At 58.9% G+C, this 18,912-nt stretch carries 15 protein-coding genes and 1 pseudogene; 9 read left to right on the top strand and 7 right to left on the bottom strand.

Translation table 11 applies throughout. From position 1 onward, the window contains the following. Positions 1-33: 33 nt before the first annotated feature. On the top strand, positions 34-1,197 hold the full coding sequence (locus C476_RS15365) for a glycosyltransferase family 4 protein (RefSeq protein ID WP_241430507.1): 1,164 nt from the start codon (positions 34-36) through the stop codon (positions 1,195-1,197). 181 nt (positions 1,198-1,378) lie between these two features. Here C476_RS15365 and C476_RS15360 read toward each other — a convergent pair whose 3' ends face one another. The 6 genes from C476_RS15360 to C476_RS15335 form a co-directional block, all read right to left on the bottom strand. After that, positions 1,379-3,127: a hypothetical protein gene (locus C476_RS15360; protein WP_008014584.1), complete on the bottom strand. Its 1,749-nt coding sequence runs from the start codon at positions 3,125-3,127 to the stop codon at positions 1,379-1,381. A 441-nt stretch (positions 3,128-3,568) separates the two neighbouring features. After that, on the bottom strand, positions 3,569-5,395 hold the full coding sequence (locus tag C476_RS15355) for an asparagine synthetase B family protein (RefSeq protein WP_008014583.1): 1,827 nt from the start codon (positions 5,393-5,395) through the stop codon (positions 3,569-3,571). 397 nt (positions 5,396-5,792) lie between these two features. Beyond that, complete coding sequence (locus C476_RS15350; protein WP_049911949.1) at positions 5,793-6,416, bottom strand: poly-gamma-glutamate biosynthesis protein PgsC/CapC; 624 nt, start codon at positions 6,414-6,416, stop codon at positions 5,793-5,795. After that, the gene (locus tag C476_RS15345; protein ID WP_049911948.1) at positions 6,416-6,799 is read right to left on the bottom strand and encodes a poly-gamma-glutamate biosynthesis protein PgsC/CapC; all 384 of its coding nucleotides are present in this window, start codon (positions 6,797-6,799) and stop codon (positions 6,416-6,418) included. The genes C476_RS15350 and C476_RS15345 overlap by 1 nt, the downstream gene beginning before the upstream one ends. Further along, a complete protein-coding gene (locus C476_RS15340) occupies positions 6,799-7,344 on the bottom strand; it encodes a hypothetical protein (protein WP_049911947.1) in 546 nt (181 codons plus the stop codon). Before C476_RS15340 ends, C476_RS15345 begins: the two co-directional genes overlap by 1 nt. A 64-nt stretch (positions 7,345-7,408) precedes the next feature. Next, positions 7,409-8,065: a DUF7344 domain-containing protein gene (locus C476_RS15335; RefSeq protein ID WP_008014579.1), complete on the bottom strand. Its 657-nt coding sequence runs from the start codon at positions 8,063-8,065 to the stop codon at positions 7,409-7,411. Positions 8,066-8,578: 513 nt separating this feature from the next. On the opposite strand from C476_RS15335, the gene C476_RS15330 reads away from it, so the two are divergent. The 7 genes from C476_RS15330 (at position 8,579) to C476_RS15305 (ending at position 14,487) form a co-directional block, all read left to right on the top strand. After that, on the top strand, positions 8,579-9,121 hold the full coding sequence (locus C476_RS15330; RefSeq protein WP_008014578.1) for a hypothetical protein: 543 nt from the start codon (positions 8,579-8,581) through the stop codon (positions 9,119-9,121). Between the two features lie 342 nt (positions 9,122-9,463). Beyond that, positions 9,464-10,030 carry a DUF1102 domain-containing protein gene (locus tag C476_RS15325; RefSeq protein ID WP_008014577.1) on the top strand — a complete coding sequence of 189 codons (567 nt, stop codon included), beginning with the start codon at positions 9,464-9,466 and terminating at the stop codon, positions 10,028-10,030. A gap of 15 nt (positions 10,031-10,045) precedes the next feature. Beyond that, on the top strand, positions 10,046-10,645 hold the full coding sequence (locus tag C476_RS15320; protein ID WP_008014576.1) for a hypothetical protein: 600 nt from the start codon (positions 10,046-10,048) through the stop codon (positions 10,643-10,645). A 1-nt stretch (position 10,646) separates the two neighbouring features. Continuing rightward, the gene (locus C476_RS19695) at positions 10,647-10,772 is read left to right on the top strand and encodes a hypothetical protein (RefSeq protein WP_275039682.1); all 126 of its coding nucleotides are present in this window, start codon (positions 10,647-10,649) and stop codon (positions 10,770-10,772) included. Positions 10,773-11,100: 328 nt separating this feature from the next. Further along, the gene (locus tag C476_RS15315) at positions 11,101-11,523 is read left to right on the top strand and encodes a hypothetical protein (protein WP_008014575.1); all 423 of its coding nucleotides are present in this window, start codon (positions 11,101-11,103) and stop codon (positions 11,521-11,523) included. Positions 11,524-11,826: 303 nt separating this feature from the next. Next, positions 11,827-12,987, top strand: a complete 1,161-nt coding sequence (locus C476_RS15310; RefSeq protein ID WP_049911944.1) for a signal peptidase I — start codon at positions 11,827-11,829, stop codon at positions 12,985-12,987. Positions 12,988-13,206: 219 nt separating this feature from the next. After that, positions 13,207-14,487, top strand: a complete 1,281-nt coding sequence (locus C476_RS15305) for a DUF5305 domain-containing protein (protein WP_241430506.1) — start codon at positions 13,207-13,209, stop codon at positions 14,485-14,487. 353 nt (positions 14,488-14,840) lie between these two features. On the opposite strand, the gene C476_RS15300 is transcribed toward C476_RS15305, so the two are convergent. After that, complete coding sequence (locus C476_RS15300; RefSeq protein WP_083857075.1) at positions 14,841-17,843, bottom strand: PAS domain-containing protein; 3,003 nt, start codon at positions 17,841-17,843, stop codon at positions 14,841-14,843. A gap of 281 nt (positions 17,844-18,124) precedes the next feature. On the opposite strand from C476_RS15300, the pseudogene C476_RS19225 reads away from it, so the two are divergent. Then, positions 18,125-18,912, top strand: a pseudogene (locus C476_RS19225) (hypothetical protein); the annotation flags it as partial.

Below are 18,912 nucleotides of genomic sequence, written 5' to 3'. Positions count from 1 at the left end.
ATTATTTTAAGCAGCTACAATATGGAGAACAGCATGAGAATTGGGTTCTATCACGACAGCATCGGAACGAAACATGCAGGCGGCATTGCCGTCTACGCACGGCAGTTGGCGGTAGAATTATCCTCCTCGAACGAGGTCTACGTGTACACGCAAGACGGTGATATGGCACACGACCTGACAGCGTCCCACGCCGAGGTCGTCACGACACCGAACTTTGACGTGCCAGCGTTCGAGATGCTATCATCGCTGCCACTCCCGATCAGTTCACAACCACTCACCAAACTGGCGATGATCGCCTGGTCGTCTTACGGCGACGTGATCGATCACATCAACGAGCATGTCGACGTGCTCATCTGTTTTAACATGCCCGACGATCTCCTCCTGTCAAACCTCGTTGATGTCCCAACGATTCGTGGCTTCTTGAGTGATGTCAGCGGAGGGGTTGGAACAGCGGCTCACAAACGATATACTACCACGGACACCAATTTCGCCATCTCGCCGTATCTAGCCGACCATGTCTCTAATTCGCTCGGATATGCGGTCGATGAGGTCGTTCTTCCCGGCCTCGACACCGATCAGTTCCATGAGAACGCCGAGCCGGCGTTCTCCTGCGATAGACCGAGTATCCTCTTTGTCGGCCGGCTCATCGAAGCGAAAGGGATCTTCGATCTCCTTGACGCAGTTGCGATGCTCGAAGAGCCCGTTCATCTCCGTATCATCGGAACAGGACACGCAGAGAGTGAGGTTCGTCGCCGCTGTCGAGAACTCGGTATTAAAGACGACGTCACCCTCGAGGGTGAAGTTTCACACGGCGAGTTGCCCGGGTATTACACCGCTGCCGATGTCTTCTGTCTCCCAACGCACGTCGACAGTTTCGCCATGGTGAATCTCGAGGCGATGGGATGTGGGACACCAGTGGTAACGACGGACCTTGAGGCGATCAAAACCTATCTGACGCCAGATGAAAACGGCGTTGTTGTTCCACCCGGCGATACGGATGCGCTCGAGACGGCACTCTCGGAATTGCTTTTGGATCCTGCCCGTCGGCAGGTACTGGGGGCGCGATCACGGGACCGGGCCCGCCAGTTTTCGTGGAGTCAACAGGCCGCTCGGTTGGAACGACTGTGTGCTGTTGCGATCGGGGAAGAGGGGACTGAACCGAAGCACAAAGCGAAAGCCGAATCGATCCCTCCGTGAGGAACAAGCAGCCAACATGTGAGTTTAGCTAATTGCTGAACACACTATATTATGCAGTAACTGGTGCTATCGTCGAATTTTAATTAGAATAGTGTGGTATAGCGCAAAAATCGGTTGCAGTTCGCGAAAGACGAGCAGTCCGATCTCGTAGAGACGGCGATGAAAACGAAGCCGAGTTCGGTCAGTTACTACGGGCGTTATATTCGACGTCGACGGTCGCGTTCCCGCTGAGCTGGAAGTCAGCGATGTCGCCGTCGAACCAGTAGGCATCGAGTCCGTCGTCGACCTTCCCGCTGACAGAGCGGCCGTCGATCTCGTCGCCAGGATTGACTGACGCGTCGCGATAGCTCGAAGTAATAACTTCGCCATCGACGCTGAATGCATACTCGGTCCTGCCGTCGGTATCGGTTCCATCGATCACGATGGCATGTGGCAGCAGTTCCTGCTCGTTGTACTGCTTGGGATCGATCCGCTGGTCGTCAACATACACCTGTGCCGAGCCGTCGAGGAAGGTGATGTCGGTGAGCGTCCCGGAGAACCGGAACTGCTGGGAAGCCCGTTCGATCGATCCCTCGACCGTATTTCCGGACGATACCGTGGCGTGCTCTTCAGAATCGTCGCCCGCGATCGTCTCGATCGTTCCATCGACGGTAAGCTCGTAGTTCGCGGTCGTCCCGTTCCCGACCAGCGTCAGCACGTGTGGCTTTTCCTGGCCATAGTCGGCAGGATCGACCCGCTCGCCGTTGACAAACACCCGTGCGTCGCCTTCGATGGTGAGTTCCTCGAGGTCGCCGGCAAAGCGGAACGCGTCGCGCCAGCCGGCGACGCGTCCCGTGACGTGGCCGCTCTCAATTGAATCGCCGTCATCGATCGTGGCTCCCTTGATGGTCGCTTTCTCGGCAGCCCCGGAGACGGTAAACTCGTAGCGCGTGTCGCCTGCCGTGCCGACACCGTCGACCAGCAGCGTGTTCTCGGAGCGATCCGCGTCCTCGTCAGTTGATGGGGAACTAGATGCGCTGTTGCTACTGCCACCGCTTGCGGCTTCTTCGCCACTTTTAGGACAGCCGTCGGGGACAAAGTGTTCGGGGTTCGAGCCGTCACCGTGGCCGTCGTCGGTGTGAACGTTGTCGATCGTCAGATTCGGATTGCCGTTCGTGGCGATTGAATCACCGGCCCCGTTTGTGATGAAGTGTGAGTTGCGGATCGTTGCGCCGCCGTCGTATTTCCCTTCCCAGATCCAGGCGTTGCGATTGGCCGCGCGCGTCCCACTTTTGTAGCTCATGCAGTTGTCGATCGACATGCCGTTGTCGCCGATCCGGAAGGCCGTGTGATGGCAGTCGTTGCCGTAACAGCTGTCGAGCGCGACCGTGCCACCGTTTCCGTTGTAGGCAGGCGCGGAGCCGTAGATGCCGTTGTTTCCGGGGACGTTGAAGTTGACGTTCGTCACGTCGAGATGGCCGTTGTGTTTGGGGTCAACCCAGATACAGATCGAACGCGTACTTGCGGGTTGTTCACCAGTCGACTCGCCGAAGTAGATGTTTTCCATCACCGACGTTCCAGAACCGGAGTCACAAACACCGAAGACGGCCGTGTTGTAGGGGATGGTGCCCGTAAATCCGATATTCCTGATCGTCCAGTTCGTGCCCTTGGCGATGATCGAAATCTCGTTTCGGTTGCCGAAGTCGATAAGCTTGTTCTCCCAGGTCTGACCGGAGTCGATGGTGATCGTCTGTCCGCGCGCCTCGATGACCTCGTAGTCGTTGCCCGCTGCGCTTGCCGCGCCCGCGCTGACGCCTGTCGCGAGCACCGTCGCACCGGCTAATTTCAGATAGGATCGTCGATCGATCACGCTGGTATTGTTCCGTTCGTCGTCACTCACTGTCTGTTCGGCGGGACCCGTCGTGTCCCGTACCGATTCGTCGCGTGCCATGCGATCTGAGAGGGGACACTACCAGACTATAAACTTTCCTTCCTCAACATCAGTAGAACTTCGTGATTTTAATTGAATCGGTACTATTATCCTATGCAATTGCCGCATTCTATGCCGGATTTTTATACGACAAATCAAGAGACGGCAGTGAGAGAACGGATACGCTCCGCTCTGGTCGACAGTATAAAAAGAGCATACCGATACCGCCACTGTCAATACTCGAGGAACGATCGCAAACGCCAGAGTCGTGACCTGACGATTCGCCAGTGATACGGACACCCGTCAGTCAGTTCCGATGCACCCGCGACCGTCCTGCGGTTGCACTGGGATATCGGTACAGCAGCCCGTATGAAACAGAGTCATCGATACTGTCGGCCAAACTGATCCACACCGATCGTGCTCGAACGACTGTTCGCTGACTAGTATTGACGGGCTGAACGGTCAGCTGAAGACAGCATCGCATCGCGATTCGAGCACGCTCTGTGAGGAGTGGATGTCGTCGATGACGGATGTAATCGCGAAGAGACGGTACACGGATGTCCGATCGTGCTCGGGATACGAATCGAGGAACCGACGGAGTTCGTCGGTCACGAGGACATCGTCGACGGCCTCACACTGTTCGATCTGTGTGCGAATACAGTCGACCGTATCCGGTTGCAGCTGTGACTCCGTGTCGAGGCTGTTGAGTGATTTGACGACTGGTCGTACTACGTCGAACAGCCGTGGATACCGCGAGAGCAATTCGTCTGCGAATGCCGCAACTTCGTGGCGGGTCGACGAGACGGGCACGCCGTAATCCGGATGTGTCAGATCCGCAGCTGCAGGCTCGAGCGCCTCGAGGAACGTCCGATACAGGTTGTAGCGAGCCTTCTGGTCGGCCGGGCAGTTCATCGCATACCGGAAGAATTCGATCGAGTAAAACGGGGTCGTACTCCAGAAGAAAAACCGATTGCGATCCTCACCTTCGAACAGGAAGTTAACGCCCCGCTCGTAGACGAGGAAGTGGACGTACTTCGACGCTGGATCCGTTTCGGGATACATGCGGAGGCGGTCGCGAACGCTCCGGCGAATCGACTCGGCCGACAGCCCCGTGATCCGAGCCACCTGCTCGAGTGAGAGAAACGAGTTTTCCCGAATAATATAGTCGACCAGCTCCGAGTCGTCCGAAATCGGCTTCGCGGGAGTGAGATCCGGGAGGGCTTTGTCCCCGCCGTCGCCGGTGACGTAAGTGAGGCCGGCGTCGTACTCCTCGCGGAGTTGCCGAAAGAACTCGAGAATAAACGAGGTCAGGAGGCCGATCTGCCCGTTTTTCGTCTTGATGATTCGATCGAGGTCCGAACCGTTCGGCGGACCGACCTCGTACTGACTCCAGTCGACGTCGAACTCGTCGGCCAACTGCTGGGCGATTTCGACATCGGATGGTGGCACGAAGTCGTCGGACACCATCGTGGCTGCCGTCATTGGGATCTCCTCCGCGTGATAGCCGGCCAGCACGGATCGGGAGTCAAGTCCGCCGCTCAGAGAGATTACGTCACGAGTGCCATATCCCGACCGCTGTCGGCAGGCCTGCTTGAACCGGTCGACGAGTTCGGCTGCGTTTCGCGTTCGGCTTCGGTCTTCGAAGGCCGGGTCACCGAAGTCGAATCGGTGTAACGCCGTCTCCGTGACCGCACCGCGCTCCGGATCGACGGTGAGTTTCGTCCCCGGACGCAGTCGATTCGCACCGTGGACGAGCATCCGGCCACCAAGCGAGTAGCCAAAGAGGAGACACTGGGCGATACCCATCGGGTCGAACCCCTCGATCGGCGCTTCGTTGATGAGATATCGCAGCTCTCGCGAGAACAGCACCGTCTCCCCGTCGTGGAAGTAATATGTTGGCAGGCGGGCAAGCGGGTCATTGAGCAGTCCGAGCCGATCGCTCTCCTTGTCGGCAGCAACGAGCAGGAACTCGCCGTCAGTCTCGAGGAGCCACTGGGTCAGAAACTCGTCGTCGCCGTCGGCCGAGAGAACGTGTGCGCCGACCGTCAGCAGTTCGCGCTCGAGTGCCTCGTCGTCACGATCATAAATTCGGCCTTCGAGACAGACCCATCGGTCGTCGTTCTCGACGACCCGGATCGGATATTCGGGATACGCCGTCGTCCCGATCGAGTGCGACGCTGACTCGAAGACGACGGCGGCTTCGTACCGATCGGTGTGAACGAGTGGCTCGAGCGAGCTGGCGAACGACTGCTCATCTATCGCAGGTGTTCGCCCAGTGATGCCGACCATAGCAGTAGCCGTGTGAGTAGACACCATTGTAATGTCGGCGTTTACGAGTCTCAGTTAGTGGCTACAGAATGCGAAGCCGTCGACGCTGCTGCGTTTCCATCGAGTCAACACAACAGGTATTCAACGTGAAAATCACACGCCATGACGGTCTCGACACTCGTCGCAAATCAGTCCGCTGAACCACTTTCGTTCGCTGCAGGCATGGCAGAGTTGGTGCCATTCAAAGACGAGGTCAATCTCTCTGTCCCCCTCGTTTGTGTTGCCGCTGTCCCCCATTCCCCTATCCATCATTTATTATGTTTAAGATAATACCATTTGCCGTGGCAAAGCGCTGGGCCATTCGTCGGTAGCTTGACGATCTGAGCAAGAGCGACTCCACAGACCCGTTGTCTGACGCTCATTGACCCACCTCCCTCCGGTGCGTTTCGAGTGGTTGCTCTCGGCGCTCGAGGCGAGTCAACGTCAGTCCTGCAGCAGTGAGCACGCCAGCGACCGGCAGGATATGGAGCGGCGTCAGGTCGGCGTATAACCCGCGGGCCGGTGGCGTCACGAGGGTCCGACAGCCGACGAGGATAATGACAAAGAGCGCCCCACTCAGCGTGACCGTCGCCGGGCGGTCAGCCGGTGACGTCAGATGGAGTGTATACGCACCCGCGCCCGCAAAGAGGGCGGTGAAATAAAGTTGGAAGTCGGTCACCGGGAGTTCGGTTCCAAGCACCAACCCGAGTGCGATGACGACCAGCGCATAGCCCATTGACAGGGTGAGCGTCATCGCAAGCAATGCCCGGCCATAGAGCAGCGTGAGACGGTGCATGAGTGTTGTCGCCACAAAAAGGACGACCACACCCGGGAGATAGATCGGCAGCACCCAGGCGTTCGTCAATGAGAGGACAGCGATCAACGGCACGGCAACTACGCCACCGAGTCGAAGTCCATAGCGTGCGCGGGCCGCTTCGACAGCGAGCGCACCGGCGAAGACGACCGCGAGGACACCTAAATCCGACAGGATTGTCGTCACCATTATTCGACACCTCTCGCATCGGCACTGGCATCCGGAGCCATTGCCGTCAGTGGTTCCAATTCGGTCGGAACCTTCAGACTCGTCACCGGCAGTGACAGGCCGCTCATCGCGAGCGTGCCAGCGACTGGAACGATCGCACCCGCGGCCAGCGACGCCAGAACCAGTGCGCGGCGATGAATCGATGTCCGCTGGCTACTGAGGCCAACGGCAGCAATCGCCACTGCAACGCTGCCCAAGAACACCGGGTGGACACTGACGGCCACGAGCGTAGCGAGCGCTACCAGCGAAACGACGACCACGCCGCTGAGTCGCAGGCCGGTCAGTTGCACGAGCGCGATACTCGCCGTGAGCCCGAGGACTGTCACCAACACTGCGCTGAGCATCACCGGTCGGTCCCCCCAGCTTGCGTTTGGCTGCAGTTCTCGCAGCCGCCTTTGTCGGTCCGGTTCGTATCGACCGTCGCCGCGTCAGCGGCACGCTCGGGCTCACGCTCGAGCGTGAGATCACGCTCAGCTTCGATCTGGATTCCGTCTCCACTGGCGTCGATCTCGATCGTTCCCGTCACCGTGCCACTGGCTGGCTGACTGGCCGCTGGATCGATCTCGACGGTGACGCGCTCGCCAGGGCCGAGTCGATCACCGGACGTGTCGAACCGGAACTCGTCGGCTGCGAGCGTGACTGTGATCGGCTCCGGGAGTTGGTTGATCACGTCGAACGAGGCCGGTGACTGACGAGCGTCGCCCTCAAATAGCAGGCCGCCGTCTTCGACTCCGTCATCGGTCAGTCCAAGGTAGGCGTCGGCATCGTCGACGACCGCGACACGAATATCACGATCGGCTTTCGCGGTCGAGAAGCTAGTAGTGTCGACCGCGAGGACGCTACTCGAACCGACGATCATCGCCAGTGTTGCGCGTCTCGTCCGTTTCATAGCCCTCGTGTACTCTCGGAGACTCGTTCAGATATCGAGCGTAACGCGTCCACTCGTCGATACATCAGTTATCTCGTGAGCGGGCGTGGTACTCGAGTTCCACGTCCGGTGGTTCCTCTGCAATGCCGAGCCGGTTTTGTCGCTCGCAGTACTGGTGTGCGATCGCGGAGACACCGAAGGAGACGATGACGAACACGAACCAGGAAGACGGCGAGAGCTGACTGAGCGGCGTCAGGCCGCTCGTCGCGACCAGGTACAGCGCGCCGGTCAGTGCCGTCAGTCCGAAGTAGTACGCGCCCCAGGGAATCTCGCGTCCGTGAACGACGTCCATATAGATTTCAACGTTCTCGAGTGCTGGCGTCGGTTTGACCGTTCCCCGATCGCGGTCGAACTCAACGACGCCAGCGTTGTCCATCTTCGGGAGGTGCGTCTGCTGGATCGCCGTGTAGACTCGCTTGCGATCACTACTCGATACCTTCTCGTACTCGAGACCGTCTTCCCAGGCGGCAATCTCCTGTGAGAGATCGCCGATGTCGACCGTGTCTGCTTCTCGCATAAGCGTATGCAAGATGTATCGTCGTCGCTGGTTGGACAAGAGCGTGAAAAGCTCGTCTTCGGTGAGTGCATCGTCTTCCTCCCCCGATGAGTCCGTTCGTTCGTCGTCTGTGTCCAACTCTAGCGTATCGGTCTCTTTGGATGTCTCCGCTTGAGTTGCCCCCATTACAGATCTACCATCCTACATTACCCACTATAAGTGTTGATGATCAACAATTAGTTGAGTGCCATTACTTCTGTAACCGACGGAATTCGGGTTCTCATCGAATTTGAGTCGGCCGGTCAACGACACTACTACCGTCTAGATGGTCGGTCAACCGGTGATATACCGGTTCTCGAGGGTCGGTCAGACCCAGTTTGACCGCCAGTCAACCGCCCCGATACCGACTCGCGGTGGTCGTCGACCGCGAGTCAACGATAGTCCGACCGCAGTTTTCATTGAGTCCAGTAGTGGTCGACTCGAGTCGACCTGTCCCATACATCCGTTCCGTTTCGGTCGGGCGTGTGTTGACTACTGGACACCAAACTTTGCGATCGACTCCACGACTGTATTACAATACCCCTTGCTGGACACGGATGATCTGTGATCCCCGCGGCGGGGATCTGGGCGACGACGAACTGACGTGGCGCGATGAGGTGTGGTCGCCCGTGAGAGACAACCAATACGGAGAATCCAACAATGCAACGACGCAAATTCGTCATCGGAATGGGAGCACTGGCATCGGGAGCAGCTGCGGGCATCGGGTCGGGTGCGTTCGATAGCGTCTCTGCCCAGCGCGATATTACAGTCAACACTGCTGGCGACGCATCGGCGTACGTCGCTATCGAACCGGAAACCGGTGATAATGCTACCGAGTATGTTGATGACAGCGGTGACACTGTCGGAATTAAGCTAACTACTACTGAGGAGAATGGGACAGGCCTAAACAAGAACGCCGAAACAATCATCCGTGATCTCCTCAAGATCACAAATCAAGGAACACAGGATGTGATCGCAGGGTTCACGAATATTCCTGATGGGATGAGCTTCTACACGGACGACGATAAATTCGGGGATGCCGGAAGCAGTATGAACGCCGATTCTTTCGGCCCCGATAACCTCCCCGCTATCCCGGTCGGTGAGACGCTTAACCGTGTTGGACTGATTGTCCGCGATCCTGAGAAGGCGGCAAACAACGATGGGAGCGTGACACTGCTAGTCCAGACCGAAGACGAATTCTGATGTAGTATAGTCGGGAGTCAATCGAGGAGATCAACAAAGCTATTTTGGAGCCGTTGACCGTGGATCGATAGTGTTTGGGACACACGGTCAACGACTTGCAGACCTACACTTCGAGAGTCAACCGGATCAATACAGTGCTGTCGTTTCTGAGTACTGTTGATTGACCGACCCTCAACGATTCACGGACTTGAATCCACGACTGTATTACAATACCCCTTGCTGGATACGGATGATCTGTGATCCCCGCGGTGGGGATCTGGGCGACGACGAGCTGACGTGAGCTGACGTGGTGCGATGAGGTGTGGTCGCCCGTGAGAGACAACCAATACGGAGAATCCAACAATGCAACGGCGCAAATTTGTCATCGGAATGGGAGCACTGGCATCGGGAGCAGCTGCGGGCATCGGAACTGGCGCGTTCTCGAGCGTGAGCGCAACACGAAACGTCGACGTCAAGGTCGCCGACGACGCGTCCGCCTACCTGCGACTGCATGGAACTGGCGGTAACAACTCGGATTACGTCACCGACGACGGGGACGGCGGTACGCTGACGATCGATCTCAGCTCGAGCAACAGCGGAGATGTTTCCGGCGGTGGTGAGGGTGTCAACCCCGACGCAGTCACGAAAATCGATAACCTGTTTACCGTCGAAAATCAGGGGACTCAGGAGGTCGACGTGAGCATTTCCAAGTCCGGAGACAATAAGGGGCTCGTCGAGTTCTACCCCAACGCTGACTACGACGGCGATCCGCTCTCGGACAGCGCCGAGACGCTCGGAACTGGTATCAGCACGGATGTCAGCATCAAAATCGACACGACGGATGCAGGCCTCAGCGACGAAACCGAACTGCTCGACTCGGTGACCTTCAACGCAACCGCGACGTCGAGCTCGGACACGACGTCGAGCTAACTGGGCTGGAACGTCATGGAACGACGCAAATTCGTCCTAAGTGTCGGCGCGCTCGCCGCCGGTGGCAGCCTCACGCTCGGCACCGGCGCGTTCAGCAGTCTCGAGGCCGAGCGCGACGTCGCCGTTAACGTCGCCGCCGACGCCAGCGCGTACCTCGGGATCCAGCCCGGCGATGGACCGAACGGCAACTACGTCGATACGACATCCAGTGACGCGCTCGCGATCAACCTCACCGGCGATAATAACAACATCGGTAATGGACTCGCCGGTGGCCAGGGATTGAACGCGAACGCCATCACGGGGATCGAAGACATCTTCCAGGTCAAGAACCAGGGCACCCAGGAGATCGAACTCAAGATTGCCCCGCTCGCCTTCAGCGACGTCGACATGAACGACTTTGACGGCATTCTTGGCGTCCTGCTGGTGCCACGGATCGGTCAGCTCGAGCTCAGGTATGACCTGTCGTGGGAGCCTTCGGTGAACCTCATGTCCATCTCGACGCTGTCACCCGGCGACAAGATCGAGTTCAGCCTGGTGGCGTTCGCACTGCCCGACAGCGCAGTCGACTCGGTGGCTATCGACGACGAAATCGAACTCACTGCGGAGGCGATCTAACATGGCAGACGACACACCAACGCTCACCGATTACGAGGAGACCGCCGATATCGAATTCGACCTGAGTGACGAAGAGATCGACCGCGAGACGATCAACGCGGAACTGGAGCGACTCTTCTCCAGTTAGGAAGCTGACACTGACTTTTTTGCCCGTCGGCGTCGCTCACCCAGCCACGATCACCCCTCACAATCGGACTATCTCGTCGCTGATCTCGACCAACAGTTCTCGACGATCGTCTCGCCAACCGTTTTGGATCGTAAATTGGCGTCCTCGCTCGTTTTCGAACGCAGCCGTGGCTACCCGAACCTACAGCCTCACATTAACTTTCAGTTTGACGACCGTGAGACGGCTCAACGGCTGTATTACAATGGTCCGTGGCATGTGCTAATACTCTCGAGCAGCAGCTGAGTGCCGCCCGAAACAGCCACGCAGGAAAACAGGAAGCCCTCGAGCCATGGACGGAACACCGATACGACGCTATCTTCGAGCACTGGTCGCCGCGATCGATGATCGACAGCCGGACGAACGAACAGGGATCGTCAACAGAACACCGACTGACCGACGACTCTGGCTTGCCGTCGTGGTCGCGATCGGTGCCGACATCGGAACCACGGTCAGCGGTCTCATGTTCGGTCTCGAGGAGTCGAACCCTGCGGGGGTACTCGTACTCGACAGTGTGGGTGTGCTCGGACTTCTCGGGTTGAAAGCGCTGGTCGTCGGGTTTGGACTCGTGGTCGCCGCTGCCGTCTTGCAAGCGCCGGATCGGATCGCCCCCGATTACGTCACGCTCATCGTGCCGACTGGGCTCGCAAGCGTCTGGCTGCTTGCTGCGATGTGGAACGCCTACCTGCTGGCGAAGGTTCTGATCGGTGCCTGAGACGGGCTGCTGTCCAGATGTCTCGGTGGGCCCGCACTGCAGGGTGCGGTCCCACCGGTACTAACCGACAGGAGTCCGTCTGCCAGCGTGAGCAGTTTCTCGCCACCCCCAGAACACAGGGTCAACAGGAGCAATACCGGTCGCTCGAGTTTGAAAACCGGTCGTTGACCACGTCCTCTGGTCGGTCAACGATTGTCTTACAATGGATGTGGGCGACCATCATCGGATCAATACGATCAGCAGCACGAACTAGTTATCTATCAATAATTACAAATAGATGGACATGACTTGGCTAGATAACGGATGATGCGGCGGAGGGTCGAACAGGGGCTACAGGGGGTGGTGCTCGTCGTACTCGTTTCGCTCGTCGCGGGACAGGTACTCGGCCAGCCGATCCTGCTCGGGTTCGTCGAGACGGGGAGCATGGAGCCGACCATCGAGACCGGCGACGGCTTCGTCGCACTCCCGAGTGAGGTGACCGGCGAGCCGGAGCAGGGCGATGTCGTTGTCTTCGAGGCAAAAGAGATCCAGGGCGGCGGACTGACGACCCACCGTATCGTCGAAGAGACCGATCAGGGGTATGTGACGCGCGGCGACGCGAACCCGTTTACCGACCAAGACGGTGACGAGCCGTACGTCCAGGACGCCCAGATCGTCGCCGAAGCGTGGCAGGTAAACGGCGAAGTCGTGACGATCCCAGCGTTCGGGACGGCAGTCATGACCGCAAGCAACACACTCGAGCGCGTCCAGACGCGGCTGGCCGGCACACTCGGCGTCCGGAGCCTTTCGGGTACCTCGGGACTTGCGCTTCCGATTCTCGGCGTTTCGATCGTTCTCTACGTCGTCGAGACGATCCGCGAACGCCGGGAACCGTCACTCGAGTCGCACACTGACGACGAGGGCGACGACTGGCTCGATCCCCGACTGCTCTCGGCCGGCTTCGCGCTACTGGTCGTCGTCGCGGCCGCCGCAGCGATGATCGTGCCGGCCGGCACGCAGTCCTATGCTGTCATCAGTGCGGAGTTCGATTCGGAGCGACCAGTCGTGATCGAGCAGGGGACAACCGGTGAGATTCCGTACCCGGTTTCCAACGGTGGGTTCGTTCCCGTACGCTCCTATATCGAACCCGGCAGCGAGGACGTGGCCGTCGATTCCGGCCGGATGATCGTCGGTCCACGCGAGGAGACGACGGTGACAGTCTCGATTACGGCTCCCGAGGAGACGGGTCACTATCCAACGTATATCACCGAGTATCGCTACCTGTACGTGCTCCCGGCACCGGTTATTGACGCCCTTTATGTGTTCCACCCATGGGCACCGCTCGTGACGATCCTGTCGCTGCTGGGCGGTGGCACCTACGTCCTCGGGCGTGCCTTCTCTGGACCGGGCGACGTCCGCTCGAGACGAGCGGCGATCCGAAGCCGCTGCAGGGAGACGCAATCGATTGTTCGACGGCAAGACTGAGACACACATGACATTCCTATCGACAGCAACAAGCGAAGCGGGGGATGAGGAGCGACGGCTGCGGCTTCACGTTTTGCTCGAGAAGTATCGAACGATACTGATCGTCGCGTGCATTGTCTTCGTGGCGCTCGGCGGGNGGGGGATGAGGAGCGACGGCTGCGGCTTCACGTTTTGCTCGAGAAGTATCGAACGATACTGATCGTCGCGTGCATTGTCTTCGTGGCGCTCGGCGGGTGGTTGAGTTACGGCGCGTACGCGAATCCAGGCGAGGAGACGATACAGCAACGTGAGCACGCTTGGACTGCGACGGGCGACGTCGCACACGGCGTCACGGTTACGGAGCCGAACTCGGTCTATCCGACTGGAACGCGACTCGAGAACGAGTCGCTGTACTACACGGCGATCAGCCCGACGATCGACGGCGAGTTCGTCGGGGGATACGAGTCACAGACTGGAGACAGCGTCAACGTCTCGCTTTCGGTCGATCTGGTCTACCGCGCGGTCGAACCTGACGGCGAGGCTGTCTATTGGAGCGAGCGAGAACGGGTCGTCTCAACGACCAGTGAAGACGTCAAGCCGGACGAGAACGTCACTGCGGCGTTCGCTGTTAACGTCAGCGACGTCGCAAGCCGGATCGACGAGATCGAATCTGATTTAGGGGCCAGTCCAGGCGAGACCGAGGTCGTACTCGAGTTCAACCGAGAGATCGAGGGGACCATCGACGGCGAGCAGCGATCGGTCGCGAGCAGCTACCGGGCTCCGATCCACGTCGAGGAAGGGACGTACTGGATCGAAAGTGCGAGTTCGTACGATGAGACGTACGAGGAATACGAGACCGAGGTTGTCCCTGCCTCGGTTGGCCCACCACGGACCGTCGGTGGACCGGTATTCTTGCTGATCGGCGTTGGCGGTCTTGGGGGACTCGCGTACGCTTCACGACGTCTCCCCGACCTGACGGCCGCCGAACGCGAGTGGCTTTCGTACCGCGACGACCGCGACCAGTTCGAGGAGGTAATCACGACCGTGGCGTTGCCAGATGCGGCACTCGAGGGACCGCACGCGAACTCGGCGACGCTAGCGGCGCTGGCCGAGTTCGCGATCGACGTCAACGCTGCGGTCGTCTTCGATCCGGAGCGGGGGCTGTACGTCGTCCGCCACGACGGAATCGTATACGTCTTCGAGCCACCGACGCCCGCGTCGAGAGCCGATAGCCACGACAACACGGATTCCGTCGACGACGAGCAGATTTCGTTCGTCGATGCGTCCGATTTGGTATCTCCGAGCGAGGACGAGGCGTCGAACGGAGGATCCACATCGAAGTCGGATACCAATCCCTCGCAACCGAAAGCTGATGACCTGGGTATGTCTACCGGACCCGAGACAGCACCAGATGAGACCGACGGCGTCAACTCGGACGATCGAGATGCACGTATAGACGAGTCGGAGTCGGAGTTGGAGTCGGACGTGGTCGATGTAGACGACACGTCCGGTGGCGACTGATCGAACGCGAACGATTTGCTGCCATGATATTCGTTTCCCATCAGATTTATAATGATAGATTCCTAAGTATTAGCTGGCGGGAGACACATAGGGTGGCACTCTGCCACCGATCCAATCTGATCTGAGACACCGCTCCCGCCAGTTCGAGATCAGTTGTCCCTACAGTCAATTGCCAGCTTTCCCCCGCATGATCTCGACTCTTCCGGTGGAACCCACCGAGGGGGGCTCCAACGTCAGCCATTGGCTGGCGTTTCTGATTGCACCGCTCTCCCACGAGTGGGTCGTTACCGCTTGCGTGAACTCTCTAGAACGTACGGTTTTCGTCGAACTGGCGGCGGTGCGTTCTAGAGCATTCAGGCAGTCGTCGGCCTCGAGAGCAGCGATTCAAAGATTTTCTTCTGTGCGCGACGAAGGTGTTGATGGAACGTCGCCGGCGCGATCTCGAGTGAGTCGGCGATCTCCTCGCCGGTGGCATCGCGCGGCCACTCGAAAAAGCCTGCGTGGTAGGCAGCATCGAGGGCTGCTCGCTGGCGGTCGGTGAGTTCGTCCGTGAGCACGTGACGGACACGTTCAGCGGTGGTGTCAGGACGCGCGGTCTGACGGTGTTTTAGCAACTCTGCGGTCGGATAGGTCGTCTGGACAGCGTCGATGACCTGTCGGATATCCGCACCTGGGGCGAGGTGAAGCGTCATCTGATAGCCATTGTCGTCGATGACAGCGCTCTTGACGGCACCACCGAGTGAGGCGAGCGTCGACAGTACCGGCGGTTCGGAGAGCCGAAGTTCGAAGTTCGTCATCCCGTCGGTAGTCCGGTAGGTGACAGCAGTCCAGTGAGGGAGTGCATCGACGAGCTCATCTAGACTTTCGATAGCGTCTTCAGTGACTGTCCCGTAGACGAGGAATTCATCGTTCTCGATGGGAACTGTGTGGTCAATCGTGATCGAGCCGTCGGCTGGCGTCTCGGCTCCAGTGACATCGAAGATGTCGCGGATGCGGAACTGGAGTTCGACGACATCGTCGCTCATCAATGCCCGCTTGCGCTCGGTGGCAGCGATCGCGTGGCCGATCACCTCGCCCAGTTGACTGATAACTGCCCGCTCTTTGCCCTCGAACGCGTTCGGCCGGTCGGCATAGACGTTCAAGACTCCGTAGACGGTGTCCTCGTAGATGATTGGGATTGCCGCCGACGAGCGGAAGCCGTACTGTTCGATGTGGTCGCGCCACGGGTCGTGTCTGCTGTCAGCCTCGATATCCTGTGTCGTCTGGATCTCACCTTCGAGAATCGCCCGCCCTGTCGGTCCCTTGCTGCGCTCGTCGTCGGGATCGGTGGAGATCGTGATATCATCGAGATAGCCCTCAACGCCGGCTTCCGTTCGCATCGTCACCGTCTGTGTGGCAATGTCGACATCCCCGATCCACGCGAACAGGTACGACTCCGCCTCGGCGAGTCGCTCGCAAGCTACTCGCTCGATCTCCGAGCGTGTAGACTGGTCGATGACTTCATCGGTGATGCTGCGGACGACGTCGTTGAGATTGTTGAGTGCAGCGAGTTGCTCGCGCTGGCGCTCGAGGACCTGTTCGTATTCTTTGCGCTCAGTGATGTCCTGTGCCGCGCCGCGGAGTGCGATGATCTCGCCGTCGTCTCGAACGGGCTCACCGATACTTCGGATCCATCGCTGGTCACCAGCAGCCGTGATAATCCGGTTTTCGATATCGTAGGCGTCCCCGTCTTCGATCGCACGGTCGAGGGCCTCGTTGAGGTGGTCCCGGTCCTCTGGCGGCAGATGATCGAGTACCCACTCGAGATCGACCCCCTGATCGGGCGAGCGCTCGAAGATCCGGTAGATCTCGTCGGTCCAGTGGAGGTCTGGAGGGTCGTCGGTCAGGTCGAGTTCCCAGGCACCAACGCTCGCCAGTTGCTGTGATTGCTCCAGTAGCTCCGTTGTTCGCTCGAGGCTGATCTCCCGTTCGCGGAGCTGGCGCTCGTGTCGCTTGCGTTCGGTGATGTCGGTCGCATACACCGAGAGGCCGGACTCCGAGGGATACACGCTGATGATCTCCCAGATGTCGAGCGGCGCAGAGTAGCGTTCGAAACTCGTCGCGGTCTGGGTGGCCAGCGCCGTCTCGTATCGGTCCCGGAGCGGGTCATCGTCGGGGATGGACAGCGCCTGCCAGATATTCCTGCCCAGGAGTTCTGACTCGGAGTGGCCCAGCAGTGTTTCGGCACGGTCATTGACGTACGTAAATCGCAGGTCGTCGTCAAGCGCGTAGAACGCGTCGTCGATCCGCTCGAACACTGCTTCGAGTTCGGCCTCGAGGTCGTCGTGTTGGCGCTCGAGGTGCTGTGCCTGCGCTTTGAGTTGCGTAATATCGGCTGTTGTGACGATGACGCCGTCGTCGAGCGGTTCGGCGTTTACGGAGAGCCATCGTATTTGGCCATCACCACTGTCGACCTGTATGTGCTGATCGGCGACTGACTCGCCGGTCGCGAGTACCCGCGCTGCCGGTCGCTCTGCGTACGGAATTTCCGCGCCATCCTCGTCGAACAGGGGCACGTCGCCGAGCACGTACGTCGTCGGATCGTCTCCACTCACTCCGAGATACTCGGCGAATCGGCGGTTAACACGGCGTATTTGGCCATCAGCGTCGAAGATGCCAATTCCGATCGGACTGGACTCGAGGACGCGCTCGAGGAGGGTTCGTTCCGTACGGCGGGCACGCTCCGAGCGCTTCTGGTCGGTTATGTCGTAGTAGAGTTCGATGCGCCCGCCGGCGTACGTACCAGACTCGATCGGCTTGCTCTGGTGTTCGAGCCAGCGCGTCTGTCGGTTCTCACTCACCGTGACGCGACACTCGAACTGTTCGATGTACGTATTATCCTCGTAGGCCGCCAGCACGGTGTCAGCAAACGACGTGCCGTCTGCGACGGCCGGGGCAAGCTGATCCCTAATGAGGTCGCGCTTGTTCTGACCGAGTGCATGCTCACGCTCGAGGCCGAAGTACTGCTCGGCCGTCTCGTTGAGCTGTGCCACCTCGAGATCTGCGTCGATAACGAACAGCCCGATTTCGGCGTCGTCAAGCACGTCGCTGACTGGGAGCTCGGCACCGGGCGGTGGCTCTCCATCACTGGTCGATCGATCGGCCGCTGACGGTGGCCGCCACCAGACACGGGCACTTGCACCGACCTTTTTGGTCTCGATCCGGTCGTGTTCGACGAGTTGCTCGAGTCGGCTGTAGGTGCTCCGTCGGCCGAGATCGAGTTGGTCTGCCACCTCGGTTGTCGTCCGCGGTTCTCCGGCGTCACCAAAGCATGCAAGCGTTTCCCGGAGACGCTCGGTCAACGCAGAAGCTGTCATTGCGCGCTCTAGAGCGAGTCTGGTAAATAACTCCTCCGCCGGTGGAAGGATCCCGGTCTGTAAGGGTGACAGTCATGCCACTCGCTCGTCTTGAGCGGACTACAGCAATAAGCCCGATCCGTTCGGCGCAGACTACCTAATCGTATCTAGTATCTGCGTCCCGATACTGGGTCACTGTGAGGAATCCCACCGATTTGACAGTCCAACAAGCGAATCAGGCATTGGTTTAGGCCGACCTAAATCGAAAGCGATTAATTGGTTTAGGTGAGCCTAAATCTTGCATGTCACAATCAGAGCGACACGGGTTAGCACAGCTACGTGTGGTATTTGTCGTTGGAATACTCTGTTGTTCGCTGCTCGCCGGGGCAGGACTCACTACCGCATCGGCATCGGATGTCTACGTCACCGTTTCCGACGTTACAGTTTCGAACGACGAACCGACAACTGATGAGGCTGTCACAGTCACGCCGACAGTCAGCCTTTCGGGCCAGAAAGACGGTGGATTCGAGGTCACGCAAGTTATTTTGACGGCTCCTGACCAGGGGCGAGTTGACGAAGCGGGTGATCTCGGCGTCATCGCATCCGGTGAAAGTATCGATATCCCGCTTCAGACGACGTTCGACACTGCAGGCGAAAAGCGCTTAGTGGTGAAAGTGCGCGGAATCAGAACAGACGCAGACGGGAGCACGCAGAAGATCGGTGTTATCAAGCGGCCGGTCTACGTCAGCGTCTCCGAGCCCTCGTCCAATCCGGTGACGGAACCACAACTGCAGATCAATACTGACCGTGCAGTCGCTGGATCCGACGTCCCAGTCACGGTATCGGTGTCGAACGGCAACGACAACGCGTTGACTGACCTCGTTCTCCGACTCGAGAACAACGGAACCGTCGAAGACCCAACGCGGATTCGTCCGACGCTCGGTGCTGAAAACATGACGACCTTCGATTTCTACGTCCAGCCTGAGAAAATCGGTTCTAACGGCTCTATTGAATCGCCAGAGGGCGTTGGAATCAGCGGGTCACGTACTGTTTTATGTTGTAGACGAGACACATCAGCACGATCTCACGG

The sequence above is a fragment of the Natrinema limicola JCM 13563 genome (genome assembly GCF_000337475.1).
Lineage (GTDB): Archaea > Halobacteriota > Halobacteria > Halobacteriales > Natrialbaceae > Natrinema > Natrinema limicola.
This window is presented reverse-complemented; position numbering and strand designations above follow the sequence as displayed.

Coding starts and splice junctions, on each gene's coding strand:
- C476_RS15310 (WP_049911944.1), top strand. CDS start 11,827: ATGATGCGGCGGAGGGTCGAACAGGGGCTACAGGGGGTGGTGCTCGTC.
- C476_RS15315 (WP_008014575.1), top strand. CDS start 11,101: ATGGACGGAACACCGATACGACGCTATCTTCGAGCACTGGTCGCCGCG.
- C476_RS15335 (WP_008014579.1), bottom strand. CDS start 8,065: ATGGGGGCAACTCAAGCGGAGACATCCAAAGAGACCGATACGCTAGAG.
- C476_RS15355 (WP_008014583.1), bottom strand. CDS start 5,395: ATGGTCGGCATCACTGGGCGAACACCTGCGATAGATGAGCAGTCGTTC.
- C476_RS15360 (WP_008014584.1), bottom strand. CDS start 3,127: ATGGCACGCGACGAATCGGTACGGGACACGACGGGTCCCGCCGAACAG.
- C476_RS15340 (WP_049911947.1), bottom strand. CDS start 7,344: ATGAAACGGACGAGACGCGCAACACTGGCGATGATCGTCGGTTCGAGT.
- C476_RS15330 (WP_008014578.1), top strand. CDS start 8,579: ATGCAACGACGCAAATTCGTCATCGGAATGGGAGCACTGGCATCGGGA.
- C476_RS15345 (WP_049911948.1), bottom strand. CDS start 6,799: ATGCTCAGCGCAGTGTTGGTGACAGTCCTCGGGCTCACGGCGAGTATC.
- C476_RS15325 (WP_008014577.1), top strand. CDS start 9,464: ATGCAACGGCGCAAATTTGTCATCGGAATGGGAGCACTGGCATCGGGA.
- C476_RS15365 (WP_241430507.1), top strand. CDS start 34: ATGAGAATTGGGTTCTATCACGACAGCATCGGAACGAAACATGCAGGC.
- C476_RS15300 (WP_083857075.1), bottom strand. CDS start 17,843: ATGACAGCTTCTGCGTTGACCGAGCGTCTCCGGGAAACGCTTGCATGC.
- C476_RS15320 (WP_008014576.1), top strand. CDS start 10,046: ATGGAACGACGCAAATTCGTCCTAAGTGTCGGCGCGCTCGCCGCCGGT.
- C476_RS15350 (WP_049911949.1), bottom strand. CDS start 6,416: ATGGTGACGACAATCCTGTCGGATTTAGGTGTCCTCGCGGTCGTCTTC.
- C476_RS19695 (WP_275039682.1), top strand. CDS start 10,647: ATGGCAGACGACACACCAACGCTCACCGATTACGAGGAGACCGCCGAT.